This is a genomic window from Edwardsiella tarda ATCC 15947 = NBRC 105688 (genome assembly GCF_003113495.2).
Taxonomy (GTDB): Bacteria; Pseudomonadota; Gammaproteobacteria; order Enterobacterales; family Enterobacteriaceae; genus Edwardsiella; species Edwardsiella tarda.
This window is the reverse complement of sequence record NZ_CP084506.1, coordinates 2149206-2174843: the sequence shown is the minus strand read 5'-3', so window position 1 is coordinate 2174843 and position 25638 is coordinate 2149206. Positions and strand designations below refer to the sequence as shown.

General features: G+C 57.3%; 20 protein-coding genes, 2 tRNA genes and 3 pseudogenes. 11 read left to right on the top strand and 14 right to left on the bottom strand.

Going from position 1 to position 25638, the window contains the following annotated elements:
• Window positions 1-111 precede the first annotated feature (111 nt).
• Window positions 112-1034, top strand: a pseudogene (locus tag DCL27_RS10100) (IS3 family transposase); the annotation flags it as partial.
• A gap of 84 nt (window positions 1035-1118) precedes the next feature.
• Window positions 1119-2148 (top strand): annotated as a pseudogene (locus tag DCL27_RS10095) (IS110 family RNA-guided transposase).
• A gap of 317 nt (window positions 2149-2465) precedes the next feature.
• On the opposite strand, the pseudogene DCL27_RS10090 reads toward DCL27_RS10095, so the two are convergent.
• The 3 genes and pseudogenes from DCL27_RS10090 to pth form a co-directional block, all read right to left on the bottom strand.
• Window positions 2466-3368 (bottom strand): annotated as a pseudogene (locus tag DCL27_RS10090) (IS5 family transposase).
• 428 nt (window positions 3369-3796) lie between these two features.
• Complete coding sequence (gene ychF, locus DCL27_RS10085; protein ID WP_005284745.1) at window positions 3797-4888, bottom strand: redox-regulated ATPase YchF; 1092 nt, start codon at window positions 4886-4888, stop codon at window positions 3797-3799.
• Window positions 4889-5035: 147 nt separating this feature from the next.
• Window positions 5036-5626, bottom strand: a complete 591-nt coding sequence (gene pth, locus DCL27_RS10080) for an aminoacyl-tRNA hydrolase (RefSeq protein WP_035597966.1) — start codon at window positions 5624-5626, stop codon at window positions 5036-5038.
• A 367-nt stretch (window positions 5627-5993) separates the two neighbouring features.
• On the opposite strand from pth, the gene ychH reads away from it, so the two are divergent.
• Window positions 5994-6272, top strand: a complete 279-nt coding sequence (gene ychH / locus DCL27_RS10075; RefSeq protein WP_005293084.1) for a stress-induced protein YchH — start codon at window positions 5994-5996, stop codon at window positions 6270-6272.
• 50 nt (window positions 6273-6322) lie between these two features.
• Here the strand turns inward: ychH and DCL27_RS10070 are convergent, their stop codons facing one another.
• The 4 genes from DCL27_RS10070 to lolB form a co-directional block, all read right to left on the bottom strand.
• Entirely contained in the window at window positions 6323-7459 is a 1137-nt protein-coding gene (locus DCL27_RS10070; protein ID WP_035597967.1) for a DUF1214 domain-containing protein, read from the bottom strand.
• Window positions 7460-7686: 227 nt separating this feature from the next.
• Window positions 7687-8634, bottom strand: a complete 948-nt coding sequence (prs, locus tag DCL27_RS10065) for a ribose-phosphate diphosphokinase (protein WP_005293094.1) — start codon at window positions 8632-8634, stop codon at window positions 7687-7689.
• A gap of 185 nt (window positions 8635-8819) precedes the next feature.
• Window positions 8820-9701 carry a 4-(cytidine 5'-diphospho)-2-C-methyl-D-erythritol kinase gene (gene ispE, locus DCL27_RS10060; RefSeq protein WP_005284759.1) on the bottom strand — a complete coding sequence of 294 codons (882 nt, stop codon included), beginning with the start codon at window positions 9699-9701 and terminating at the stop codon, window positions 8820-8822.
• The gene (gene lolB / locus DCL27_RS10055) at window positions 9698-10318 is read right to left on the bottom strand and encodes a lipoprotein insertase outer membrane protein LolB (RefSeq protein WP_035597963.1); all 621 of its coding nucleotides are present in this window, start codon (window positions 10316-10318) and stop codon (window positions 9698-9700) included. Before lolB ends, ispE begins: the two co-directional genes overlap by 4 nt.
• A 219-nt stretch (window positions 10319-10537) precedes the next feature.
• Between lolB and hemA the strand changes: the two genes are divergently transcribed.
• The 5 genes from hemA (at window position 10538) to kdsA (ending at window position 15656) form a co-directional block, all read left to right on the top strand.
• Window positions 10538-11800 carry a glutamyl-tRNA reductase gene (hemA, locus tag DCL27_RS10050; RefSeq protein WP_005284764.1) on the top strand — a complete coding sequence of 421 codons (1263 nt, stop codon included), beginning with the start codon at window positions 10538-10540 and terminating at the stop codon, window positions 11798-11800.
• Between the two features lie 41 nt (window positions 11801-11841).
• Window positions 11842-12924 (top strand): peptide chain release factor 1, encoded by a 1083-nt coding sequence (prfA, locus tag DCL27_RS10045; protein WP_035597961.1) that lies wholly within the window; start codon window positions 11842-11844, stop codon window positions 12922-12924.
• The gene (gene prmC, locus DCL27_RS10040) at window positions 12924-13757 is read left to right on the top strand and encodes a peptide chain release factor N(5)-glutamine methyltransferase (protein WP_109691520.1); all 834 of its coding nucleotides are present in this window, start codon (window positions 12924-12926) and stop codon (window positions 13755-13757) included. The genes prfA and prmC overlap by 1 nt, the downstream gene beginning before the upstream one ends.
• An 83-nt stretch (window positions 13758-13840) precedes the next feature.
• Window positions 13841-14650, top strand: coding sequence for a transglutaminase family protein (locus DCL27_RS10035; protein WP_035600336.1), 810 nt, complete (start codon window positions 13841-13843; stop codon window positions 14648-14650).
• Between the two features lie 151 nt (window positions 14651-14801).
• Window positions 14802-15656, top strand: coding sequence for a 3-deoxy-8-phosphooctulonate synthase (kdsA, locus tag DCL27_RS10030; protein ID WP_005284779.1), 855 nt, complete (start codon window positions 14802-14804; stop codon window positions 15654-15656).
• Between the two features lie 53 nt (window positions 15657-15709).
• Here the strand turns inward: kdsA and DCL27_RS10025 are convergent, their stop codons facing one another.
• The 4 genes from DCL27_RS10025 to DCL27_RS10010 form a co-directional block, all read right to left on the bottom strand.
• Entirely contained in the window at window positions 15710-15847 is a 138-nt protein-coding gene (locus DCL27_RS10025) for a hypothetical protein (RefSeq protein ID WP_005284782.1), read from the bottom strand.
• Window positions 15848-15949: 102 nt separating this feature from the next.
• Window positions 15950-17650, bottom strand: a complete 1701-nt coding sequence (dauA, locus tag DCL27_RS10020; protein ID WP_005284785.1) for a C4-dicarboxylic acid transporter DauA — start codon at window positions 17648-17650, stop codon at window positions 15950-15952.
• 241 nt (window positions 17651-17891) lie between these two features.
• Window positions 17892-18377, bottom strand: coding sequence for a heme-degrading domain-containing protein (locus DCL27_RS10015; protein ID WP_035600339.1), 486 nt, complete (start codon window positions 18375-18377; stop codon window positions 17892-17894).
• Between the two features lie 154 nt (window positions 18378-18531).
• Window positions 18532-18621 (bottom strand) — tRNA-Ser (locus tag DCL27_RS10010).
• Between the two features lie 334 nt (window positions 18622-18955).
• Here DCL27_RS10010 and DCL27_RS10005 point away from each other — a divergent pair.
• On the top strand, window positions 18956-19714 hold the full coding sequence (locus DCL27_RS10005; RefSeq protein WP_035600213.1) for an alpha/beta fold hydrolase: 759 nt from the start codon (window positions 18956-18958) through the stop codon (window positions 19712-19714).
• Window positions 19715-20005: 291 nt separating this feature from the next.
• On the opposite strand, the gene DCL27_RS10000 is transcribed toward DCL27_RS10005, so the two are convergent.
• Window positions 20006-20095: transfer RNA gene (locus tag DCL27_RS10000), tRNA-Ser, on the bottom strand.
• 162 nt (window positions 20096-20257) lie between these two features.
• Window positions 20258-21436, bottom strand: a complete 1179-nt coding sequence (locus DCL27_RS09995) for an ABC transporter substrate-binding protein (RefSeq protein WP_035599154.1) — start codon at window positions 21434-21436, stop codon at window positions 20258-20260.
• A gap of 351 nt (window positions 21437-21787) precedes the next feature.
• Between DCL27_RS09995 and DCL27_RS09990 the strand changes: the two genes are divergently transcribed.
• Both DCL27_RS09990 and ghrA read left to right on the top strand, forming a co-directional pair.
• Window positions 21788-23287 (top strand): peptide MFS transporter, encoded by a 1500-nt coding sequence (locus tag DCL27_RS09990; RefSeq protein WP_005284801.1) that lies wholly within the window; start codon window positions 21788-21790, stop codon window positions 23285-23287.
• A 130-nt stretch (window positions 23288-23417) separates the two neighbouring features.
• Window positions 23418-24359, top strand: a complete 942-nt coding sequence (ghrA, locus tag DCL27_RS09985) for a glyoxylate/hydroxypyruvate reductase GhrA (RefSeq protein WP_005284804.1) — start codon at window positions 23418-23420, stop codon at window positions 24357-24359.
• On the opposite strand, the gene DCL27_RS09980 is transcribed toward ghrA, so the two are convergent.
• On the bottom strand, window positions 24353-25558 hold the full coding sequence (locus tag DCL27_RS09980) for a diguanylate cyclase domain-containing protein (RefSeq protein WP_223931119.1): 1206 nt from the start codon (window positions 25556-25558) through the stop codon (window positions 24353-24355). The two genes, ghrA and DCL27_RS09980, sit on opposite strands and share 7 nt — an antisense overlap.
• Window positions 25559-25638 lie beyond the last annotated feature (80 nt).

The window sequence follows — 25638 nt, the reverse complement described above, 5'->3', positions numbered from 1 at the left end:
CAGTGGTAGATTGATTACCTTGATTCTAACAGCCATGATATGGTACCCCCCCCGGAAAATCGGTGTGTTGATAAGTAGAATTTTATCGTAATCTAAACTGGGGAGATCTCTATGAAAAAATCACGTTTCACTGACAGCCAGATCATGTCCATCCTGAAGCAAGCCGAGGCCGGAACACCGGTGGCTGAGCTGTGCCGCGAGCATGGCATGAGCAATGCTAATTTCTATAAATGGCGTTCACGCTTTGGCGGTATGGACGCTTCCATGATGACACGCCTGAAAGACCTGGAAGACGAAAATCGTCGCCTCAAAAAATGTATGCTGAAGAGCGGCTCAAAGCCGAAATCATTCAGGAAGCCATGGCAAAAAAGTGGTGACGCCATCTCATCGAAAGCAGATGGCACAGCACGCAGTCAGAAGTCGAAACGTCAGCGTACTTTTGCCTGTAAGCTGTTTGTAGTTGCTATCGCTATCAGCCCCAACTGAACGCAGAAAATGACCTCATTGCTGACTGGCTGCTCCACATCACTGACAGCCAGCGAAACTGGGGATTTGGCCTGTGTTTTTTATACCTGCGCAACGTAAAAGGCTTCCGGTTCAACCACAAAAGGGTGTACAGAATTTACTGCGAGTTGTCGCTGAACATGCGCATAAAGCTGAAAAAACGACTTAAAAGGGATAAGCCTGAACCACTGAGGGTTCCTGAAAACAGTAATGAATGCTGGTCGATGGACTTCATGCACGATCAGCTATCGGATGGTCGCTCAGTTCGTCTGCTGAATGTTATCGATGATTTTAACCGTGAGGCACTGGCAATAGACGTTGATTTTTCTCTCCCGACGAATCGGGTTGTGCGAACACTGGAGCGGCTCATCGAATGGAAGGGAAAACCGGCAGCCATACGGTGCGACAACAGGCCAGAATATACCAGCAGGATACTGATGACATGGGCGGCTCAGCAAAAGATAACCCTGCGTTTTATTCAACTCGGCAAACCTCAACAGAATGCATATATTGAGCGATATAACCGTACAGGCTTTATTAATGGAATGGTCGCCCCCTACATCTTGTGCCACAGTGGGACGATAAATCGTCACTACTTGAGCGGAGCGGCCATCATAAGTGTTAAGACTATCGGCATCGATTTGGCAAAAGAGGTTTTTCAGATCCACGGAACTGACGAACACGGCAAGCGCTTGTTCAACAAGCAACTCAAGCGAGCAAAAATGCTTTCCTTTTTTGCCAACATCCCTCCATGTTTGATCGGCATGGAAGCCTGTGCTTCTGCCCACTTTTGGGCCGGCAAACTAATATCGATGGGCCATAACGTCAAGCTGATGGCCCCTCAGTTCGTCAAGCCCTATGTCAAAACCAATAAGCATGATGCTGCAGACGCAGAGGCTATTTGCGAAGCCGTCACTCGACCTAACATGCGGTTCGTGCCAGTCAAGACTCCTGAGCAACAAGCCGTATTGGCACTTCACCGGAGTCGTCAGAGTTTCATCAAACAACGGACCGCTCAGGCGAATCAAATTCGGGGGCTATTGGCTGAATTTGGCATCGTTGTATCCCGGGGGATCCAGCAGTTACAACTACAGTTACCTGAGATCCTGGAAGATGCCAATAACTCATTACCATCTCTATTTCGTGTACAACTGAGTCTGTTACAGCACCATATGGCATATCTGTTCGATGTCATCGCTACGCTCGACAAGCAGATTGAGCAGTGCTACCACCAAAATGCGCTATGTCAGCGTATCAGCAAGATCCCAGGCATTGGCCCAGTCACCGCCACCGCACTCATTGCGACTATCGGCAACGCCAACAATTTCGAAAATAGCCGACAGTTGGCTGCCTGGTTAGGACTGGTTCCACGTCAGCATTCAAGTGGTGGCAAACAAGTCTTGCTCGGGATAAGCAAACGAGGTGATGTTTATTTACGAACCTCACTTATTCACGGAGCCAGGGCTGTGTTGCAGTCGGTCAAACGTAAACAGGATGCTGTATCGGGATGGGCCAGTCGGCTACCTACTGGCACGCCGAAATAACAACATTGCCTCAGTAGCATTGGCTAATAAGAATGCGCGGATTGTGTGGGCACTATTGTCAAAAGACCAGGAGTACTGTGCAGCAGTGATAAACGTTTAATTATCTGAGTCAATAAGACAGAAACAACACCACCGATTGTTCAGGCAAGCATGACGTGATGGCAGGACAGGTCAGACCGTGATGGGGAAAACCCGGTTTATTCAAGGCTACTGAAAGAGCGCTTTGTTGATAGAGGTCTCCATCAGCGTATTCCATCAGGGACAGAGGAGTTTCACATCACCTCGGCAAAGTCCGGATCTATGGCTGCAATTGATGACCTGCAAATCCACCACAACATGTTTAGCTTGGCAAACCGGAGGCGACCATCTATGAATAAATCAGGTTTCAGGCAAGGATCCCCGTAGCGGGTCGTGTTTTCAGGTAATACGAACGCTTTCTGGCATACCTGCCTCCGTCATTTTGTTCAGTGCACGCACCATGGCCATAGCCTCCGCAACCTGCCCATCATAATCACGCAGCGTCAATGAACCTCCGAATAGCTGTTTCACCCTGTACATCGCCGTTTCCGCTATCGAGCGACGATTGTAATCTGTTGTCCATTTCCACCGGGCATTACTCCCGCTCAGACGCTGATTAGCAACAGCACGGTTGCGGTCTGCGTATTCTCCGGGCCAGTAACCGGTACCCTTTCGGGGAGGGATGAGGACACTAATTTTCTTTCGGCGCAGTTCATCGTGACATAACCATGTGTCATAAGCTCCGTCTGCAGCGGCTGACCTGATTTTTCTGTGTGTCTGCCGGATTAACCCGGGAAAGGCCTCTGCGTCCGTGACATTGTTCAGTGAAAGGTCGGCGCAGATTATTTCATGTGTTTTAGCATCGACTGCAAGGTGCAGTTTTCGCCAGATGCGACGACGTTCTTTACCCTGTTTTTTGACTTTCCATTCACCCTCACCGAAGACTTTCAGTCCTGTTGAATCAATCACCAGATGGGCTATCTCACTCCGGGTGGGGGCTTTAAAACTGATGTTAACTGACTTTGTTCGCTTGCTAACGCTGGTGTAATCCGGGCAGCGCAGCGGAACGTCCATCAGCGTAAAAATGGAATCAATAAAGCCCTGTGCGGCGCGTAGGGTGAGGCGGAATACGCGTTTAATCACGAGGACGGTCCTGATGGCAAGGTAAGAATAGCGCTGAGGCCTTCCCCGGGATGAAGGTGTGGCTGATTCGTATCACGCCTGAATAGCCTCATCGTCCAGCCAGAAAGTGAGGGAGCCACGGTTGATGAGGGCCTTGTTGTAGGTCTTCCAGTTGGTGATTTTGAATTTTTATTTTGCCACGGCATCGTCTGCGTTGTTGGGAGGATCTGAGCTCTGATCCTTCAACACAGCAAAAGTTCGATTTATTCAACAACGCCCTTAACTCATTGAAAAATAGTGAGCTGTAAAATGCGTTTCTTTTCTTTTTGTTGCTTATTTATTGAGCGTATTGTTTATAACGTATTGATATTAAATTATTTTCTTTCTTTGTTTTCGGTATCTGTTGTACTCCACGTTAGCCATTTCCTGAAAGGAGACGGTGTGGGGTTCTCTCTCTGATTGGGAACTGACCGATCGCAGTGATTCACGGTGGTTACGAAATGTGGTAAGACTTTATAAAATGAAAAATCCACGCAATTGCGTGGATTTTATAGGGTTTCACCGTCTTCTTGAGATTCAGTGAAACCTCATGAGACCACAATAACGATTTAGACGTTAAACAGGAAGTTCATGATATCGCCATCTTTGACGATATAGTCCTTACCTTCGGAACGCATCTTACCGGCTTCCTTGGCGCCCTGTTCGCCCTTATAGGTGATGAAGTCATCAAAGGCGATGGTCTGGGCGCGGATGAAGCCTTTCTCGAAGTCGGTATGGATCTTACCGGCCGCCTGCGGGGCGGTGGCGCCGACCGGGATGGTCCAGGCGCGGACTTCTTTCACCCCGGCGGTGAAGTAGGTTTGCAGGTTCAGCAGCTTATAACCGGCGCGGATCACACGGTTCAGGCCCGGCTCTTCCAAACCCAGTTCGGCCATGAATTCGTCACGGTCGGCATCATCCAGTTCGGCGATGTCCGCTTCGACGGCGGCGCATACCGGCACCACGACGGAGCCTTCTTGTTCGGCGATGGCGCGGACCTGATCCAGGAACGGGTTGTTTTCAAAGCCATCTTCGTTGACGTTGGCGATATACATGGTCGGTTTCAGCGTCAGGAAGCTCAGATACTTGATGGCCGCCTTCTCTTCGTCGCTCAGATCCAGCGCGCGCAGCATGCCAGCCTGCTCCAGGTGCGGCAGGCATTTTTCCAGTGCGGACAGTTCCAGTTTGGCGTCTTTATCGCCGCCCTTGGCCTTCTTCTGCACGCGGTGGATGGCGCGCTCACAGGTATCCAGATCCGCCAGCGCCAACTCGGTGTTGATCACCTCGATGTCTTCCGCCGGATTGACTCGGCCGGAGACGTGTACGATGTTGTCGTTCTCAAAGCAACGTACCACGTGGCCGATGGCCTCGGTTTCACGAATGTTGGTCAGGAACTGGTTGCCCAGGCCTTCGCCTTTGGAGGCCCCTTTCACCAGGCCAGCGATGTCGACGAACTCCATGGTGGTTGGCAGGGTACGCTGGGGTTTCACGATCTCGGCCAGCTGATCCAGACGCGGATCGGGCATCGGCACCACGCCGGTGTTCGGCTCGATGGTACAGAACGGGAAGTTAGCGGCTTCGATCCCCGCTTTGGTCAGCGCATTGAACAGCGTAGATTTACCGACGTTAGGAAGGCCGACGATACCGCATTTAAAACCCATGTTTAATCACCTTAACTCATTGAATTTTTGGTGGTTAATACATTAGCCACCAAATAAACAGGAAAATTTTGCCCAATTATACACGCAACGCGTCATTTTCTCGACTTATCCTTAGGCGACGCGTGGCGTGGGCTACGCTGCTCGCTATCAGCGTGGCGTGGCCTTAAAGCCATTCTGGCGATTCATCGCCTTTTCCATCCCGTCGCGCATCAGTACCTCGGTACAGCGCAGCGCCTCGTCGATCGCCTCGTCGATTAACGGCTGCTCGCTCGCCAGAGGTTTACCCAGCACGAAGCCGACGACCTTACTCTTGTCGCCGGGATGGCCGATGCCGATACGCAGGCGATAGAAATTGGGATTGTTGCCCAGCTTGCTCTGAATATCCTTGAGGCCATTGTGGCCACCATTACCCCCGCCTAACTTCAGCTTCGCCACACCGGGGGGCAGATCCAACTCATCGTGCGCCACCAGGATCTCATCCGGGGCGATGCGGTAGAAACCGGCTAGCGCGGAGACGGCCTTGCCGCTGAGGTTCATGAAGGTGGTGGGGACCAGTAGGCGTAGATCGTGCCCGGCCAGGTTGAGGCGGGCGGTATAGCCAAAGAATTTACTCTCGTCTTTCAGGGATTGGCCGTGGCGTTCGGCGAGGGCGTCAACGAACCAGGCACCGGCATTGTGGCGCGTCTGTGCGTATTCCGCGCCAGGGTTGGCCAGGCCGACAATCAGTTTAATCGTCATCAGTACATTCGATCTTTGTGTGATAGACGCGGGAGCGCCCCGCGGCAAGTCGTGGATAAAAGAACAGCCGTAATTAGACCACACTTTGCCGCGGCTCACTACCTTGCCGCGTCCGTGTCACCGCTGTCGGGATGCAATGATGAGCGGCGCTGCTGACTGCGCGCGCTAACGATGCGTCCCGTACTCGATATATCTGGTTGCAAAATGAAATAACTAATGGTTGCAAGGGCAGAATGTGAACTGCACCCAATCAGGTAAATATTAAGCGACTATACTGTCACTAACGGGATAGGTTAGCGTCCCTGATAGGAGGCTAACCTAGCATCAGTCGATTTTATGGATACTGATACAGCGAAGGAGGAGACCAATGAAACGTAAAAGCTCAATGCTGCTTGGCAACATTCTGATGGGGCTGGGGCTTATTACCATGGTGGGCGGTGTCGGTTACTCCGTACTGGCTCAGTTACCCCAATTGGATTTACCTCAATACTTTTCACATGGTGCGGTGATGAGCATCTTCATCGGTGCGCTGTTATGGCTGGCGGGGGCGCGTGTCGGAGGTCGTGAGCGCGTCGCCGACCGCTATTGGTGGGTACGTCACTACGATAAACGCTGTACCCGTAAAACGCGTGAACGTCACTCTTAAAATAACGACGTGTCATACCGTTTGAGCGCCGCCGGGAAGGGCGGCGTTTTTTATGGTTTTTGCGCGTCGGCGTGGGACAGTCGTTGCACCTCGAACTCGGGATAGCTTTGCGAGCCCAGGTAACGGATGGCCACGATACCCTGATCGTAACCGGCGCTGGTGAGGTTATTCGGCAGATCGCGCGGTTGGCGCGTCAGGTTGATCTGGTAGTGCCCATCGGCCTGCTGGACGATCTCTTTCCCGGTCAGGTAGGTGCGCGCGTTGCGGTAATCGGGCGTGATATAGTAAGGCGTATAGAATACGACGGAAATGTAGGTGGCATCGCGTGGCAGGGTGCCGCTGATGCGGATCACGCTGTCATCGTCGGGCAGGGTGACGTAGACGCCGTTGTAACGATTGTCTGTGGTGGGGTAGAGCGCGTCGGATAAGCGGCGATCGACCTCGACCTCCTGATTGCTGTTACGCACCTGTGCCATCTTCTCGGCAATATCCAATGAACTGAGTACCAGGCTACGGTAGAAGGCGTCGGCCAGGGCGACGCGTTGCCGCGCATCCGGGATGGGCGGCTGCGCCTCACCGCTCAGGCGCTGAATGCGGTAACGGGCGGGGTTATGCAGCTTCTGCTGTCCGTTTTGGTAATACTCACGGACGATGAGCATATAGTCCTCTGGGGTCGTGGTGATGCTATCCCCCTCACCGGAGAGAGGCTTGGGGCTGAGACGCAGCGTAAAGTTACCCCGGCAGTCGATCTGCATCGTGTTCGATGAGCGATTTTGCTGAGCCAGGGCGATATTACGGCCATCACGCATGCCATATACCTGGAAGCCGACGTATTCGGCGGCACCGAGGTTACCGGTGATGAGGTAGTCGTTGCGGCTATCGAACAGGGTGGAATGATAGGTGGTCCAGGGGTTATCGCCGGCCACCTTGCGGGTTCCGCTCATCCAGTTGACGAAGTAGGGATGGCTGTCCGCCGCTTGGCGCAAGAAGATCGCCGAAGAGAGCGAGGCCGCGCTGCGTAGAAACTGTTGGCTGGCGGCGGCGTACGGCGCCGCCAGGCCCATGCGTTGATTAAACGCCGCCGTCTGCCCGGCCATATCTTTTTGGGGTAAGGGCGGGATCGTCGGCGTGCAGTTGGCCGTGGTGCTGAGCAGGCTAAGTAGGGGGGCACATAATAGTCTGAACATGATGGCATCCATTAACGCAGCAGAGAATGAATGGGCAGCCTAGCATAGTGCGGACGAACGCTGCCCGGATAGCCGCGCGGCGTATAGCTTCGGTTTAATCTGTGGGGAAGACGCAGGGAGGGTGTGGAGAGAAAACGATGCGGCGGGATCTACCCAACCCGCCGCGATGTCAGCGCTAGAAACGAAAAACGGCGGATAAATCCGCCGTTTTTATTAGGCGCAAGCTATCAGTGTTCGAACATCGCCGAGATGGACTCTTCGTTGCTGATGCGGCGGATGGCTTCGGCCAACATGCCAGACAGCGTCAGGCTGCGAACCTTGTCCAGTGCCTTGATTTCCGGCGCTAGCGGGATGGTGTCGCAGACCACGAACTCGTCGATGACGGAATTCTTGATGTTATCGATGGCGTTACCGGAGAAGATCGGGTGAGTGGCGTAGGCGAAGACACGCTTGGCACCGCGCTCTTTCAGCGCTTCCGCCGCTTTGCACAGGGTACCGCCGGTGTCGATCATGTCGTCGACCAGGACGCAGTCACGATCCGCCACGTCACCGATGATGTGCATCACCTGAGAGACGTTGGCGCGCGGACGACGCTTGTCGATGATGGCCATATCGGTATCGTTCAGCAGCTTGGCGATGGCGCGAGCACGCACCACACCGCCGATGTCCGGAGAAACCACGATCGGGTTTTCCAGCTTCTGCTGCAGCATGTCTTCCAGCAGGATCGGGCTGCCGAATACGTTGTCTACCGGTACATCGAAGAAGCCTTGGATCTGTTCAGCGTGCAGGTCCACGGTCAGCACACGGTCAACCCCGACGCTGGACAGGAAGTCAGCGACGACCTTGGCGGTGATCGGCACACGCGCGGAGCGTACGCGACGATCCTGACGCGCGTAACCGAAGTAAGGGATGACCGCCGTGATGCGACCGGCAGAGGCGCGGCGCAGTGCGTCGACCATAACAACCAGCTCCATCAGGTTATCGTTGGTCGGGGCACAGGTGGACTGGATGATGAAAATATCACCACCGCGTACATTTTCATTGATTTGCACGCTCACTTCGCCGTCACTAAAACGGCCTACAGCGGCGTCGCCGAGGCTGGTGTACAAACGGTTGGCAATACGTTGTGCTAGTTCCGGGGTAGCGTTACCAGCAAAAAGCTTCATATCAGGCACGAGAAGAACCTCAGGCTTGCGTCCAGAGAAGTTGATAGTACGGCGCGTTAACGAGGAGTGGGCTGACGCGCCGCATTACCCTACGGGTATCGGTTTGAGTCACGGCAGACTCTGCATTCGTTCGGCGAACAAATGGCCGCGCAGCATGCAAAACGATTGTCAAACGCAGCGAGGTGCTTTAAACGTTAGTCGGTTGTGTGCATGGAGGCCAGCAGCTCGGAGCGGGCACGGTGCAACGGCGACGTATTGACGCCACGCGCCACGAATCCCTGCATCCACTCGGGGGCATTGCTTAACACCTGACGAGCCGCGCACTCGGTGTCGAATTCCGCAAACACACAAGCGCCGGTCCCTGTCAGACGCGACGGCGCGTATTCTAACAGCCACGAAAGCGCCTGTTCAACCTCACGAAAACGTTTTCTTGCTATAGCCTCGCAATCGTTACTGTACGGTGTTGCCAACAGTTCCGCCAAAGTTCTTACCGGAGAGTCTCTTTTCAGTGCAGGATCGGCGAAGATCGCCGGAGTGGGGATGCTGACACCCGGGTGTGCAACGAGATACCATTTTTCTTCAGGATGTGCTGGCTGTAACAATTCTCCAACACCTTGCGCAAAGGCGGCAACGCCATTAACAAATACGGGTACATCGGCGCCCAGCCGGAGGCCGATCTGTGCCAGCTGATCGTCGCGCAATCCCGCTTGCCAGAGAGTATTGAGCGCCACGAGGGTCGAGGCCGCATCCGACGACCCGCCGCCCAGGCCGCCGCCCATCGGCAGCACCTTCTCCAGGGCGATGTCGGCGCCGCAGTGAGCGAAGCGAGCGGGCAAGGCCGCGCGCAACGCCCGCGCCGCGCGTAGGATCAGGTTATCCTCATCGGCGACGCCGTCGACGGGCGTCAGTAGGCGCAGTTGACCATCGTCGCGCGCCTGAATAGTGAGCGTGTCGCCGTAATCCAGAAACTGGAACAGGGTCTGCAACAGGTGGTAGCCGTCGGCGCGCCGTCCGGTGATGTATAAGAACAAGTTCAGCTTAGCCGGGGCCGGCCAATGGGTCTGTGCGCGGATCATGGTTGCAGCGTCCAGCTATCCATCTTCAGCTTGATGCGTTGTTCCCCCTGGCTCAGCTCCAACTGTGCCGGTAAGGGAGGGGTGACGCGGGTGTCGTAACGCAGGTAATCGACCTGCCAATTCTGGCCAGCATGGCGGTAGGTTAACTGGCTGAGGCGTTGTGCGCTATCCAGACGAACCTGCTGTGCCTGGCCGGGTAGCCCCAGCATCCATTGGCGTAAGTTATCTAACGGGATCTGCATTCCCGTCAGTTTTTCGATCATCACGGCGGCGTTATCGCTGACGTAGTGACGTCCTTGGCTGTCGGTGATCTGCGCCACACCTGGCCGCACGTTCAGCTCCAGCTCGGTACTCCCCAGCGGATTGGTCAACAATAAGCGGTAGTGCCCGGCGGCGGTCTGTTGCCAGAAGAATCGTGCATAAACCTTTTGCTTATCGGAAAGATAGGCAAATGCCCCGCGTGTTTGATAGGCGGCGATATTTTCTACTTGTTGCTGATGCGCTTTCCATTGCGGCGAGTCGATGTTACCGCCCGCGCCGGGTTGGGGCAGGGAACTACAGGCTGCGAGCAGCAAGCAGCTAACTGGCAGTAAACGCAGGAGATTTACCTTTTTCATCCTCGGATTCCATGGTGAAGGTTGTTGGTGGCTAACGCTAGCCTCCTTACCGGAGGGCGTCAATGGGGAGTGGTGGCTATCGAGGAGGAAAAGGGTAAAAAAATGTCTGTCAGCGCACGCCATGCCGGGGTGCAGTGGCTTTTATTGCTTCGACTCATCAAGTAGAATGCTGCCATTACCACTAAACCCTAATGACGTCGGGACTACTAACGGTTTTTCATGAGTCTTCTTGCACTTGGAATCAATCATAAAACGGCACCGGTCTCCTTACGGGAGCGGGTAACGTTTTCTCCCGATACGTTGGATCGGGCCATTGAAAGTCTGCTGCGGCAGCCGTCGGTGCAGGCGGGAGTGGTGTTGTCTACCTGTAACCGGACCGAGCTGTACCTGAGCGTAGAGCAGCGGGCCGATCTCCGCCAACAGATCGTCGACTGGCTGTGCAGCTATCATCAACTGTCACCGGAAGAGGTGAGCGATAGCCTATATTGGCACCAAGATAACGAGGCCGTCAGCCATCTGATGCGCGTCGCCAGTGGCTTGGATTCGTTGGTGTTGGGCGAACCGCAAATCTTGGGGCAGGTCAAGAAAGCCTTCTCGGAATCTCAACGTGAGCAGGCGCTGTCTGCTGACCTGGAGCGTCTGTTTCAGAAGACTTTCTCTGTCGCCAAGCGGGTGCGTACCGAAACCGAAATCGGCGCCAGCGCCGTGTCGGTGGCGTTTGCCGCCTGTACCCTGGCGCGGCAGATCTTCGAATCCTTGGCTCGCCTGAATGTCTTGCTGGTCGGCGCCGGAGAGACCATCGAGCTGGTGGCGCGTCACCTGCATCAGCACCAGGTGCAGCATATGCTGATCGCCAACCGTACCCGCGAACGCGCCCAGACGTTGGCCTCAGAGGTCGGCGCCGAGGTGATCACCTTAGAGGCGATCGGCGAGCGTCTGGCCGAGGCCGACATCGTCATCAGTTCGACGGCGAGCCCGTTACCGATCATCGGTAAGGGGATGGTGGAGCGCGCCCTGAAGGCGCGGCGCAACCGTCCGATGTTGCTGGTGGATATCGCCGTGCCGCGCGACATCGAGCCGGAGGTCGGCGAGTTGGCGAACGCCTATCTGTATAGCGTGGATGATCTTCAGGCGATCATTCAGGGCAACATGGCCCAGCGTCAGGCGGCGGCGGTGCAGGCTGAGCATATCGTGCAGCAAGAGTGCGCCAATTTCATGGCCTGGCTGCGCGCGCAAGGCGCCGTCGAAACGATCCGCGAATACCGCGCTCAGGCCGATCAGCTGCGTGCCGAGGCCGAGTCCGAGGCGTTGGCCGCCCTGGCTCAAGGCGTCGATGCCGAGGCGGTGATCCGCCGTCTGGCCCATCGCCTGACCAATCGTCTTATCCATGCCCCGACCAAATCCCTCCAGCAAGCCGCCGGCAGCGGCGATGCGCAGCGTCTACAGGTACTGCGCGACAGTCTCGGACTGGACCACAATTAGTTTTGTTCTCTTCCTTTTTATTGATAGGTAAATAGCCACGCATGAAGCCTTCTATTGTTGCCAAACTAGAAGCATTACAAGAGCGCCATGAAGAAGTTCAGGCGCTGCTCGGTGATGCCGGAGTCATCGCCGATCAGGATCGTTTTCGCGCGCTGTCGCGTGAATATGCCCAGTTGACCGATGTATCGCGCTGTTTTCTTGACTGGCGGCAGGCCCAAGATGATATCGAGACGGCGGAGATGATGCTGGATGATCCTGAGATGCGTGAAATGGCGCAGGAGGAGATCAAGGAGACGCGCGAGCGCCTGAACGAGCTGGAGCAGCAGCTACAGATCTTGCTGCTGCCCAAGGATCCTGACGATGAGCGTAACTGTTTCCTCGAGGTGCGCGCCGGTACCGGTGGCGACGAGGCGGGTCTGTTCGCCGGCGATCTGTTCCGCATGTACAGCCGCTACGCCGAGGCGCGTCGTTGGCGCATCGAGGTGATGAGCGCCAGCGAGGGGGAGCACGGTGGTTATAAAGAGGTGATCGCTAAGGTCAGCGGCGAGGGGGCTTACGGGCGCCTCAAGTTCGAATCCGGCGGCCACCGCGTGCAGCGTGTCCCCGCGACGGAGTCGCAGGGGCGCATCCATACCTCGGCGTGTACCGTAGCGGTGATGCCAGAGGTGCCGGAGGCGGAGCTGCCGCAGATCAATCCGGCGGATCTACGCATCGATACCTACCGCTCTTCCGGGGCCGGGGGTCAGCACGTGAACACCACCGACTCGGCGATCCGTATTACCCACCTGCCGACCGGTATCGTGGTGGAGTGTCAGGATGAGCGCTCGCAGCATAAGAACAAAGCCAAGGCGATGTCGGTGTTGGGGGCGCGTATTCGTGCCGCCGAGATCGCCAAGCGTCAGCGGGAGGAGGCATCGACGCGCCGTAACCTGCTGGGTAGCGGCGATCGCTCCGATCGCATTCGTACCTATAACTTCCCGCAAGGGCGGGTGACCGACCACCGTATTAACCTGACGCTCTACCGTCTGGACGAGGTGATGGAGGGTAAGCTGGATAGCCTGATCGAGCCTATCGTGCAGGAGTACCAGGCGGATCAGCTCAGCGCGCTGTCCGAGCAGGAATGATGCGTTACGACGATTGGTTGCGTCAGGCCATCGCTCGCCTGACGCCCGGTGACAGCCCACGGCGCGACGCCGAGATCTTGCTGGAGCATGTCAGCGGCAAGGGGCGTAGCTTTATCCTCGCCTTCGGCGAGACGCGGCTGACGGCGGCGCAGCTAGAACGGCTTGCGGCGCTGTTGGCGCGGCGTGAGCAGGGGGAGCCGGTGGCCTATCTGATCGGGCAACGTGAATTCTGGTCGCTAGCGCTCGAGGTCTCGCCGGCGACGCTGATCCCGCGTCCTGATACCGAGTGCCTGGTCGAGCAGGCGCTACAACGTCTGCCCGCACGGCCGGCTCAGATCGTCGATCTCGGTACCGGCACCGGCGCCATCGCCTTGGCCTTGGCCAGCGAACGTCCCGACTGCCGGGTGAGTGCCGTCGAGTTCAATCCCGAGGCGGTGGCGTTGGCCCGCCGTAATGCCGAACGATTGGGGCTGGCGCGTGTCGAGATCTTGCAGGGGAGTTGGTTCGCCCCATTAGCCGGGCGTCGCTTCGATATGATCGTGGCCAATCCCCCCTACATCGATGCCGATGATACGCACCTGAGCCTGGGCGACGTGCGTTTCGAACCGGCCAGTGCCCTGGTGGCCGCCGAGCAGGGGTTGGCGGATCTGCGCATTATCGCCAGTCAGGCGCCGCACTATCTGGCTGCGGAGGGCTGGTTACTGTTGGAGCATGGTTGGCAACAGGGGGCGGCGGTACGCGCCCTGTTGAACGATGTCGGCTTTAGCCGGGTCGAGAGTGTGCGCGATTATGGCGACAATGAGCGTGTCACGCTGGGTCAGTGGAGCGTTTAATGTCGAGATGGCCGCTTGCCGGATGCACCCGGCGTCATGAAGAAATAGGCGATGAACGGACTGCCGCTGAGTATGGAACCAATATGAGTGTAATGGCCGATTTTGCCTTCGATGAGATGACGCTGAGCGACGGCGTGCTGCAGATGCAACAGGGGGTTCGTCCCGATCTGGCCGTGGAGGAGGTACGCCACGCGTTGGATGCGTTGGCGGAACAGGCACAGACGGCACTGCAAGCGGTGAGCGACGAGACGTCGCGTCTGCAAGGTCTGCTGACGCTGTTCTTTGGCGAGTGGGGCTTTGGCGGCGTTGGCGGCGTCTATCGCCTCTCCGATGCACTGTGGCTGGACAAGGTGCTGGCATGCCGTCAGGGGACGCCGGCCTCGCTGGGGGTGATCCTGCAACAGGTCGCCCAGCGTCTGGCGCTCCCCGTGCAGGCGGTGGTCTTTCCGACCCAGCTGCTGCTGCGCGCCGACTGGCCGGATGGCAGCGTTTGGTTAATCAACCCGCTCAACGGCGAACGCTTGGAGCGTGCGCTGCTGGCGGTCTGGCTGAAGGGGCATTTGGGCATGCAGGCCGAGGTGAGCGACGAGGATCTGGCCGCCGCGGAGAACAGCCAGGTGGTGCGCCGCCTGTTGGCGACGCTGAAGACGGCGTTGATGGAAGAGCAACAGATTGAGTTGGCGCTGAACGCGTGCGAGGCACTGCTGCAATTCGACCCCGAAGATCCTTATGAGATCCGCGATCGTGGGCTGATCTATGCCCGTCTAGAGTGCCCACACATCGCCTTATCCGATCTGAACTATTTCGTCGAGCAGTGCCCGGAGGATCCGGTGGCCGATGTGATCAAGCTGCAGATCCACGCCATCGAAGCGTTTACGGTGGTTCTGCATTAAGCGGGTGGCGTGCCGCTGAATCAAGCGATCCTGGCATGCCGATTCGATTTCTTTTTGCCTGCGCCGTGGCGGCGATTGGCGGCGGAGTATGGCATACTCTGTGCGTCCGCTGTTGGGTTAGCAGGTTTTTTCACAAATTAAAGGCGCAAGCATGAAACAGAAAGTTGTCAGCATTGGTGATATTCAGGTCGCTAACGATCTGCCGTTTGTTCTCTTCGGTGGGATGAATGTGCTGGAGTCGCGTGATCTGGCGATGCGCATCTGTGAGCACTACGTCACCGTCACCCAGAAGCTCGGGATCCCCTATGTCTTTAAGGCCTCTTTCGACAAGGCCAACCGCTCCTCTATCCACTCCTATCGTGGTCCCGGCCTGGAAGAGGGGATGAAGATCTTCCAGGAACTGAAGCAGACCTTTGGGGTGAAGATCATCACCGATGTGCATACGCCTGAGCAGGCACAGCCGGTGGCAGAGGTGGTGGACGTGATCCAGCTCCCGGCGTTTCTGGCCCGTCAGACCGATCTGGTCGAGGCGATGGCCAAAACCGGCGCGGTGATCAACGTGAAGAAGCCGCAATTCCTCAGCCCGGGCCAGATGGGTAACATCGTGGACAAGTTCCAGGAAGGCGGCAACGATCAGGTGATCCTGTGCGATCGTGGCAGCAACTTCGGTTACGATAATCTGGTGGTCGACATGCTGGGCTTCGGCGTGATGAAGAATGTGAGCCATGGCGCGCCGGTGATCTTCGACGTCACACACGCCTTACAGTGCCGTGACCCGTTCGGTGCCGCCTCGGGCGGTCGCCGTGCCCAGGTCGCCGAGTTGGCCCGTTCCGGTATGGCTATCGGTCTGGCTGGCCTGTTTATCGAGGCGCATCCGGATCCGGCGCACGCCTTGTGCGATGGCCCTTCCGCGTTGCCGTTGGATAAGCTGGAGCCGTTCCTGGTACAGATGAAAGCCATCGACGATCTGGTGAAGAACTTCCCGCCGCTGGATACCGCCAACTAAGCGTCCGAGCGCACGATACACGTCTTGTAGGGGGAGCGAAAGCTTCCCCTTTTTTATCCGCGTTCGCAGAATATCCCCTGTACGCGCCCGCCGGCGTCCAGGCAGGCATCCTGCATCAGGAAACGGTCGGCTCTGATACCGGCATAGAAGGCGGCGCACAGGGCGACAAGGGCTATTAGGGCTCTTTTCATCGCGTTCTCTCTCCGTGTGGGAGCGCGATCATAGCGGGGAGCGGGGCGGGGAGACAGAGAAAAATGGCGCCCGTTTGGGCGCCATTGCAGGAGCGGGCGGCGTTAGCGCTCCTCCTCCAGCGTGCGCAGGGCATCGGGCAGGGTGGCGTAGAACGCCAGGCGTCCATCGATCGGCGTCACGCGTGCGCGCGCCAATGTCTTCAGCGGCTGGAACGGTAGATCGGTGACCAGCAGACGTTTCCCTTGCGGCAGGGTGTCGATGAAACGCAGGAAGGCGTTCAGGCCGCCGGCGTCCAGTACCGGTACCGCATCCCACTGCATGACGACGGTCTGGTATTTATCCCCCATCGCCAGGATCTCATTGAAGATACGCTCGGCGGCGGCGAAGAACAGTGGACCGCTGACGCGCAGCACCAGCACCCCACGCGCATCGTCATGGCTCACCTCGCTGATACGGGTCATGCGCGCGATACGGCGCATAAACAGCAGTGAAGCCAGCACGATGCCAACGGTGATGGCGATCACCATATCGAACAGTACCGTCAACGACATGCATAGCAGCATGACGATGATGTCATCCTTCGGCGCCCGGCGCAGCAGATAGACCACCTTATGCGCCTCGCTCATGTTCCACGCCACGATCAGCAGCAGGGAGGCCATCGCCGCCAGCGGCAGATAGGAGAGCCAAGGGGCCAGCACCAGCAGCGCCAGGATCACCAGTAGCGAATGGATCACCGCCGAGACGGGCGAGGTGGCGCCGGCGCGTACGTTGGCGGCCGAACGCGCGATGGCGGCGGTGGCGGTGATGCCGCCGAAGAAGGGCGCGGCGATGTTACCCAGCCCCTGGCCGATCAACTCACCGTTGGAGTGGTGTTTCTTCCCGGTCATGCCATCCAGCACCACGGCGCACAACAGCGATTCGATCGCGCCCAGCATCGCCATGGAGAAGGCCGCCGGCATCAATGCCGTCAGGTTATGCCAACTCAGGGAGAGGGTGCTGCCATCGGTCGCGGGGAGTTTCCACGGCAATACGAACTGCGGCAGGATCGGCGGAATGCCCTGCCCGTGGCTGCCGTCGGCCAGGATATAGCTGAAACGGGAACCGATGGTCGCCACATCGTGACCGAATAGGGAGCAGATGCCCATCACCGCGCTCCCCGCCAGCAGTGCCGGCAGGTGGCCCGGTAGGCGTACGCCGAGCTTAGGCCACAGGATCAATACCGCCAGGGTGGTGGCACCGATCAGGGTATCCGCCCAGTTGATGGTCGGCATGGCTTGAGCCAGCGCCGCCACCTTAAACAGATAGCTCTCGGGAACATGCTCCAGGTGCAAGCCGAAGAAGTCTTTGACTTGCATGGTGGCGATGGTGATGGCGATCCCGGAGGTGAAACCGAGGGTGACGGAGAGCGGGATGTACTCGATCAGGCGACCGAAGCGCGCCATCCCCATCAACAGCAGGAAGATCCCCGACATCAGCGTAGCCACCAACAGCCCGGAGAGGCCGAACTGTTGCGAGACTGGATAGAGGATCACCACGAAGGCGGCGGTCGGGCCAGAGACGCTGTAGCGTGAACCGCCGGTCAGGGCGATGACGATACCGGCGACGGCCGAAGTGTATAGACCATACTGTGGCGGCACGCCGCTACCGATGGCTAATGCCATCGCCAACGGGATGGCGATGATGCCGACGGTAATACCGGCGATGAGATCCTTGGTGAAACGCTGGAGTGAATAGGGATCACGCCAACAGGACTCAATCAGCGCGCTGAACGGCATAACGCCGCCAATTTTATGGGTTTTCATTATGCGATTAAACCAACTATAGAAAAATCAAAGAAAGGCGGGCCATAGGCGGTCCGTCGCGAAGAGGAGCAATACGATACGCCTTTAGTGAAGCGGAAATATAGATATATATCAAGTCAGACGAGTAAATTGTCGGCAGCGTAAAAAAAGCGGTTTCTTTACAGCGCCGTTGCTAGAGATGTCAGGCGGGGCAGGGGTTTGTCCCCTCCCGCCTGATGATGAAGAAAAAGAGTTTTAGCGACTAGGCGGATTTTGCCTGACTAAGCCCGAGAAAGTTGCTAATAACCTCACTTACCAGCAGGTGATCCTCGCGCTGTGGCGCGCCAGAGACACTGACCGCGCCGACACAACCGCAGTTGGCGATACGGAGCGGGAAGCTTCCCCCCTGTACGGCGTAGTCGGCATTGCTCAAGCCATAGAATGCCTCCAGGGTCGTATTACGTAGCGCCAGACGCATTCCCATGGCATAGGAGCTACGATGAAAACGCAGTACTACGTTGCGCTTACGTCGGATCCACTCGGCATTGTCCGGCGAGGTACCCGGCATGGCGTAATGGAATAGCGTCTGATCGGCGAATTGGATATCGATGGTGACATGCAGCCCGCGTCGCTCGGCCTCCTGTCGGAGGGCACATCCCAACTGCCAGGCGTTCTCATGGTTGAAGGTCGGAAACTGGAGGCGTTGCTCCTCGGCGTGCAGGCGTAATAGCTCTTCTTCACTGCTCATAGCGAGATCTCATTGTTGAACGTGATAGATAGACTATCGGCAATAATGGGAAGGCGGGCTAGCGACGGCGATCTGATTTTTCACCGAAAGTGGTGAAGAATTAGGGGAGAGAGAAATGCAAAAAGCCCGGCCATAGGCCGGGCTTTTCAGAATCTGGCGGTGAGGAAGGGATTCGAACCCTTGATACGTTTTCACGTATACACACTTTCCAGGCGTGCTCCTTCAACCACTCGGACACCTCACCAAATTTTGCGCTGCGGCGTTGTACGCTGCAACGGGGCGCTACTATAGGGATCACGCCCCGGATGGTCAAGCAGATTTTTTCACACCCACTCCATCTGACGAATGCGTAGCCAATCTGGGTCTTTTATCGGCATACTCTGCAGTCAGAGGCCGAGGCGGTAGTACACCTCGTTCCAACGTAACTGCTGCTTTAGCTGCTCCAATTGGGTTTCTTGATCGATCAACACAAACTCGATGCCCATCAACTCGGCGAAACGCAGCGGGTACCTTATGCCCCAGAGCCGACTATAGGTGGCGTGGGCGCGGAGTCATGGATCTCGAATGAGGAGAGGCTTTTGCTATCATCGTGCTATTCCACGGTTGCGCGCTGCCGGGTGCGTTGGCTGACCTTGCCGGGTGAGGGGATACCCGTGGTGTTCATACACGGCCTGGGATGTGCCGCATCGTATGACTATCCTCGCGTGGTTTGCGATCCTCATTTTAGACGCAGAGCCGCGATTCTGATCGACTTGCCCGGCTACGGGTATAGCGACAAGCCGTGGGAGTATGGTTACACCATCGGGGAGCAGGCCCGGGTGGTTAACGAGGTCATTCGAGCTATCGGGTTACGCGATTACTTCATTTATGGACATAGCATGGGGGGAAGCATCGCCATCGAGAGTGTCGCCGAGGCGGCGGCGGGGGTTCGTGGGCTGATCGTCTCTGAGCCGAATTTCCATCCTGGCGGTGGCCTGTTTAGTCAGAAAATCTATGCGAATAGCCAGCATGATTATATTGCATCGGGGCACTCGGCTTTCGTGGCGAGCGAGGATAGCGCCTGGGCGGGCAGCCTCGCGGTCGCCGCGCCGTGGGCGGTTTGGCGCTCGGCGGCTAGCCTGATCGCCGGAAACGCCTGGTTAGCGATCTTCCTGCGAATGACACGGCCAAGCGGGTTGATCTTCGGCGAGGCGTCGCTACCCGATGCGGATTTTTCACGGCTGCAATCCTTAGGGATGGCGTGTATTACCGTGGCGCAGTGCGGTCACGCGATGGCCTGGGAGAATCCGGCGGGCTTAGCCGCTGCGCTGAGCGCCTTCTGCGCCCGCCATGAATAAGCAGGATCCGCGGGCGTTGAGTGCGCGGAGCTTACCCTCTCTGGAAGACGATAGCGCCGGAATGTTATCAGACACTAACCGCCCACTCGATTCGCTAACGAGCGAACCCGAGAGGCAGTCTCGCTCCCGGAGCGAGAGGGATAGTTTCCCACGACGTAACAGGCGAGAGCGTGGCCTTCGATGAGGCATCCAAGGTGGCGGTATGAAGGCTGAGCGAGAGGAAACGCGGCCGCTAGGTTGCTCAGCGCGAAAACGCAAAAAGCCCGGCCATAGGCCGGGCTTTCTAGAATCTGGCGGTGAGGAAGGGATTCGAACCCTTGATACGTTTTCACGTATACACACTTTCCAGGCGTGCTCCTTCAACCACTCGGACACCTCACCAAATTGTCGCCGCAACAGCGAGCCGTGTTGCGATGGGCGCTAATGTAGGGAAAAGCCGTGGCGACGTCAACACTCTTTTTTCGTAAAACCAACTGTTTAGCTAAACATTCAACAAATTGGCCAATTACGCCGCGAAATGCGGCGTAATTAAACGTGACGAGGCTACTGGCCGTAACGCTGCTGCCAGGTCTTCTCTAAGGCCTCTTGCCAAGAGGGATGGGGTTCGGGCAGGGCAGGGAACAGCGTCGGGAGCTGGCCGAAGGCCTGGCGCTGCGCGGCGGAGAGGCGGGCCACATCCAGAATCGTGGGGTCGCCCCAGATACGGGCATCGGCCTTGCGCGCTTGGGCGGCAGGTGACTGAAGGAAGTTGATGACCACCAGCGCGGCGTCCTTGGCGCGAGCATTGAAAGGGATCGCCAGGAAATGGACATTGCTTAGCGCGCCAGCCTTAAAGGCGTAGACCTGCGCATCGGGCGGCAGTTCACCCGCGGCGATGGCGGCAGGCGCCATGCCCGGGTTGAAGGTGATGGCCAGATCGAGGGCACCATCGTTAAACAGTTGCAGCTGCTGGGCATCGCTGGTGGGGAAGACACGTCCCTGGCGCCATAAATAGGGGTGAATCTGATCCAACCAGGCCCATAGCGGTGCGCTGTCTCGCGCGAAGGTCTGGGCATCGACGGGTTTATCCAGTGGCAGGTTAGGGCTCAGTTGCATCAGGATACTTTTTAGGAAGCTGCTACCGTGGAACTGTGGCGGGCGAGGGTAGGTCAGACGCCCAGGATGCTGGCGGGCATAAGCCAACAGCGCCTGCGGATCGGCGGGGGGCGTGGGCAAGGTGGCGGCATCGTGGATCAACACTAATTGGCCGACGCCCCACGGCGCTTCGTAGCCATCGGTCGCGACGGTAAAGTCGTTGCGTACCGGCAACGCCTGATTCACCCAGCGCCAGTTGGGTAACTGCTCGGCGAAGGGGCCATACAACAGGCCATCGCGGCGCAACGCGTTAAAGTTCTTACCATTGACCCACAACAGATCGATGCTGCCCTGCTGGGTATTCCCTGCGGCCTTCTCCGCGCGGATACGACCGACGCTCTCGGCGATGTCGCCCACTTTGACCTGCACGAGGGTGATGCCGTAGCGTTGCTTCACCTGCTGGGCGGCCCAGCTTAGGTAATCATTCACCTGCGGGCTGCCGCCCCACGCATTGAAGTAGACCGTTTCACCGCGCGCGTGTTGGAGATGGCTCTCCCAGGTAGTTTCGCGGGGTTCGGCGGCATGGAGGTTGACGGTTAAGGCGAGGCACAGCGCCGCGGCGTTGCGCAGTAGAGTCAAGGGTCGCATCAGGATACCTTATTCGGTCATGGCGTTAATACTCAAGCCGCTATTGTAGTCGCCGCGTGCTGTCACGCCTAGGCGTGTATGCATGCGCGGTGATGCTCACCGTGGGCGTTAGGCTGTTCCTTTCAGCATAAGATAGGGAAGTAATGTGAATAGTTACGCTTATAAACTGACTAAATAATAGCTAAATAGGCAATTAATTGAGATTATCGCTGGCCTTTTGGTCGTTTATCCCGCTAAATGAGAGTGCGGCCTAAACAAACGCTATGGACTAACAACAAAGGCCGACCGGCACAACACCGGGAAGTTCTCAGGATGAGTTGTGACTAGCCCCTTCGTTCGAGGAGAAAAGCGGTGAACGCTTCGACCACCCACTCTCATCAAGGCGCGGTACCATCGGGAACCGGCGCCCTATTCTTCATTCAGACGTTTGCCACCCTTGGCTTCGCCGTGCTCTATTCCACCCTGGTGCTGTATGCCACCAAGCGTCTCGGCTTTAGCGAGAGCCAAGCCAACGCCATGATGGGGATCTTCGGCGCCTTCAACTACGGTTTGCATCTGTTCGGTGGCTACTTAGGCGGACGCTGTCTGAGTAACCGTAACCTGTTTGTCCTGGGGATGGTGCTGCAGGTCATCGGTTGTTATCTGATCGCCGAACTGGGCGTCACCGGGCTGTATTGGGGGTTGGCGATGTTCCTGACCGGTAGCGGTCTGAATGTCACCTGTATCAACATGATGCTGACCCAACGCTTCGCGCCGGACGATAACCGCCGTGAGAGCGCGTTTTTGTGGAACTATGCCGGGATGAACCTGGGGTTCTTCATCGGTTTCTCCGTGGCGGGTTACTTCCAGTTGACGGAGAATTACCGGGCGTTGTTCCTGTTCGCCACCTTGGGTAATGCGGTGGCGATCCTGGTCACGCTGTCACGCTGGCGTATTCTGGCCGACATCAATACTCCGCTACGCCACATTGGCGGTCGGGCGTTCTATGGCCGTATGCTGATTGGCTTGTTGATCTTGGTGGCGCTGGTCCCGGTGCTGCGTATCCTGCTGACGCATGCCGGTTTCAGTAGTAACTTCGTTATCTTGCTGGGTATCGTGGTCTTCGCCCTGCTGTGCGTGATGACGGCGCGCCATCGCCAAGAGGGAGAGCGGCGCCGCATGGTGGCCTACCTGATCTTGGCGCTGGGCTCCCTGGTATTCTGGTCGTTGTATCAATTGGCACCGATGGGCCTAATGTTGTTCTCCGAACATAATATCGACTTGAATGTCTATGGCTGGCGTGTGGCGCCACAGTGGATCCAGAACATCAATACCCTGGTGATCGTCATCGGCGGACCGCTGATGGCCTGGCTCTTTAAATGGTTGCGTGAGCGTGGGATGCGCATCGATATTCCCTCTCAGTTTGCCGCCTCGCTGTTCTGTATGGGCTTGGGGATGCTGGTCTTGCCGCTGGGCATTTCGCTGGCCGGAGCGAATGGTTTGGTCGCCTTTAAATGGATCGCCATCAGCTATCTGCTGCAAAGCCTGGGCGAACTGCTGATCTCTCCTATCGGTTACGCGATGATCGGTAAGTTGGCACCGGCACGCCTGCAAGGCTTGATGATGGGCTGCTGGATGATGGTCACCGGGGTGGCCTCTGTGCTGGCGGGCTACGTCTCGGGGCTGATGCCGCAGAATAGTGGCAATACGCCGCTGGAGACGAACCCCGGTTATAGTTCGGTGTTTAACGCGCTGGGGTGGGGTTCGATCGTTACCGGCGTGATCCTGGTGTTGCTGGTACCGTTGCTTCGGCGCCTGATCGCCCGCCAGGAGACGGCAAAAGCAGGGGCGGCGAGTCGCTGCGAGCAATGATAGGCGGCGCTAAGCAATAATGGCGCTCGGCGTTGACAGACGGCGGAGATCCTGACAAAAGGGTATTCGCCGTTTTTTTATCCGCTAACCGGGTGGCAGCGATGCCGCCATCATCCCTCAGGAGGCCGACGTGGAGATCATCTATTACCATCCTTTTTTCGATGCTCAAGCCTGGCTGGACGGCATGCGCCAGCGCTTGCCGCAGGCGCGTATCCGTCAGTGGCTACCGGGCGATAACGCCCCGGCGGACTACGCTTTGGTTTGGCAACCCCCCTATGAGATGTTAGCCGAACGCCAGGATCTGCGCGCCATCTTCGCCTTGGGCGCCGGCGTCGATGCCATTCTGTCGCAGGCGCGCGAACACCCCGGCATGCTGCCGGCGGGGATCCCATTGGTGCGCCTGGAAGATACGGGGATGGCGCAACAGATGGAGGAGTACGCAGTCGCCGCGGTGATGCGCTACTTCCGGCGTTTCGACGAGTATGCGCAGCAACAGCGCCAGGGGATTTGGCGTTATCTGGCGCCGCATGAAGCCGAGACGTTCACCATCGGCGTGTTGGGGGCAGGGGTGTTGGGGGGACGTGTCGCGCGCCGCTTGGCCTCGTTTGGTTTACCGGTACGCTGCTGGAGCCGTGGGGTGAAAGATTATCCCCAGGTGCAGAGTTTCTACGGTAACGATCAGCTTGCGCCCTTCCTGCATGGCGTACAGTTACTGATCAACCTACTGCCAAATACGCCGCAGACGGTCGGTATCCTGAACGCGTCACTGTTCGCGCAGTTGAATGCCGGGGCCTATGTCATTAACCTGGCTCGCGGGGTGCATCTGGATGAGGACGCTTTGTTGGCGGCGCTCGACAGCGGTCAGGTGGCCGCGGCGACCCTGGACGTGTTCGCCCGCGAGCCCTTGCCGGGCGATCACCCCTTCTGGCAGCATCCACGCGTCACCTTGACGCCGCATATCGCCGCGATCACGCTGGCACCCGTGGCGATGGACTATATCGCCGATAATATCCGTGCCATCGAGGCCGGGCGTCATCCTGAAGGGGTGGTAGATATCGCCCGCGGCTATTGATCCGGCCACGCATTGGCTCCGCTCGGTGTGGGGACCGGCGGGCGCTCCGGCGGTAAGGTCGCGCAGTTTTTCCCGTGATGCTTGCTGATATACAGCCGATTGTCCGCCAGGGTTTGTAGCACCAGGCGCTCGCTGGCCTCAGCGCTGTCGCTGGCTCCGATGCTGAGGCAGGCGTGCCTACGCGCCGCCTCGGCCAGGAGCGTGTCACAGCATTGGGCTAGGGCACGACGATCCGTCACGTGTCGTTTATCGAGCAGGGCGGCGAAGACCTCCCCACCGAGTCGGTAGAAGCGCCATCCCTCTTGATACTGAGCGAAGAGGGCGGCGACTTGCGTCAGGCGCAACTCTTCCGCTTCGTGTGTGGCGAGTGAGTCGTCGCTAGAGGCGGTATCCAGTTCGAGTAACAGCAGGTAAAAGGGGTGCTTTTGGTACAGACGCTGCGCGATGTCGTAATCATACTTACGCCGGTTGTACAGCTTGGTTAAGGGATCGCGTAACAGTGCGTGGTTATCCAGCTCGACGCGCCGCTTCACCGCGTCGTTAAAGAAGAGGCCGTGCGTATGCGACGGCGTTTTGCCGGCTAAAAAGGTTTCTCGTTCCTGCTCGATCTCACGCTTGATCTTTTTGTAGAAATAACGCAAGAAAAATATTGCACAGCTAAATGACAAAATAAAATAGAGCAGGTTAAAACCGATCAGTTTTAACAGATAGGCGGCGGGAATATAGCCTACCAGGGTCGCCTGTTTACCATTTAACAACGCATTTTGTTGGCTAACCTTTATTTCAAACGGGCGGCTGGTATGGAGATTGTCACCACGGATGCTATCGGGCAGTTGTGTCGGCGCATTGGCTGAACGGGCGATCAATCTATTCTCTTGGTCGAAGACATAGAGATAAATGGGGGTGGTAGCACTGTGTTCATCCAGTACCTTTTCCAGACCATTAATATCCAGTAGAAAGAGTAATACCTTTCCCGCCTGGGTGGTATATTTCAGATAGGGGAGTACGGTCTCGCCGCGATCGAGGTGGCCGTACCAATAAGGCTGAGGATGGACGCGTAACTGGGCGATGAGCGCCAGCTTCTTGTCGTGAGAGAGTCGATCTTGCGCGTCCTGATCCAAGAGGCGCAGGTGTGTGCCATCCAGCCAATAGACGCTACTGCCCCAATGTAGATCGCGCGCAACGCTAAACAGATCCATATCTTGGTCGGCTCTTTTTGTGACGTACTCGATAATTTTACTGCGTCGCTGAATATTCCGATTATCATTATCTAGTTGAC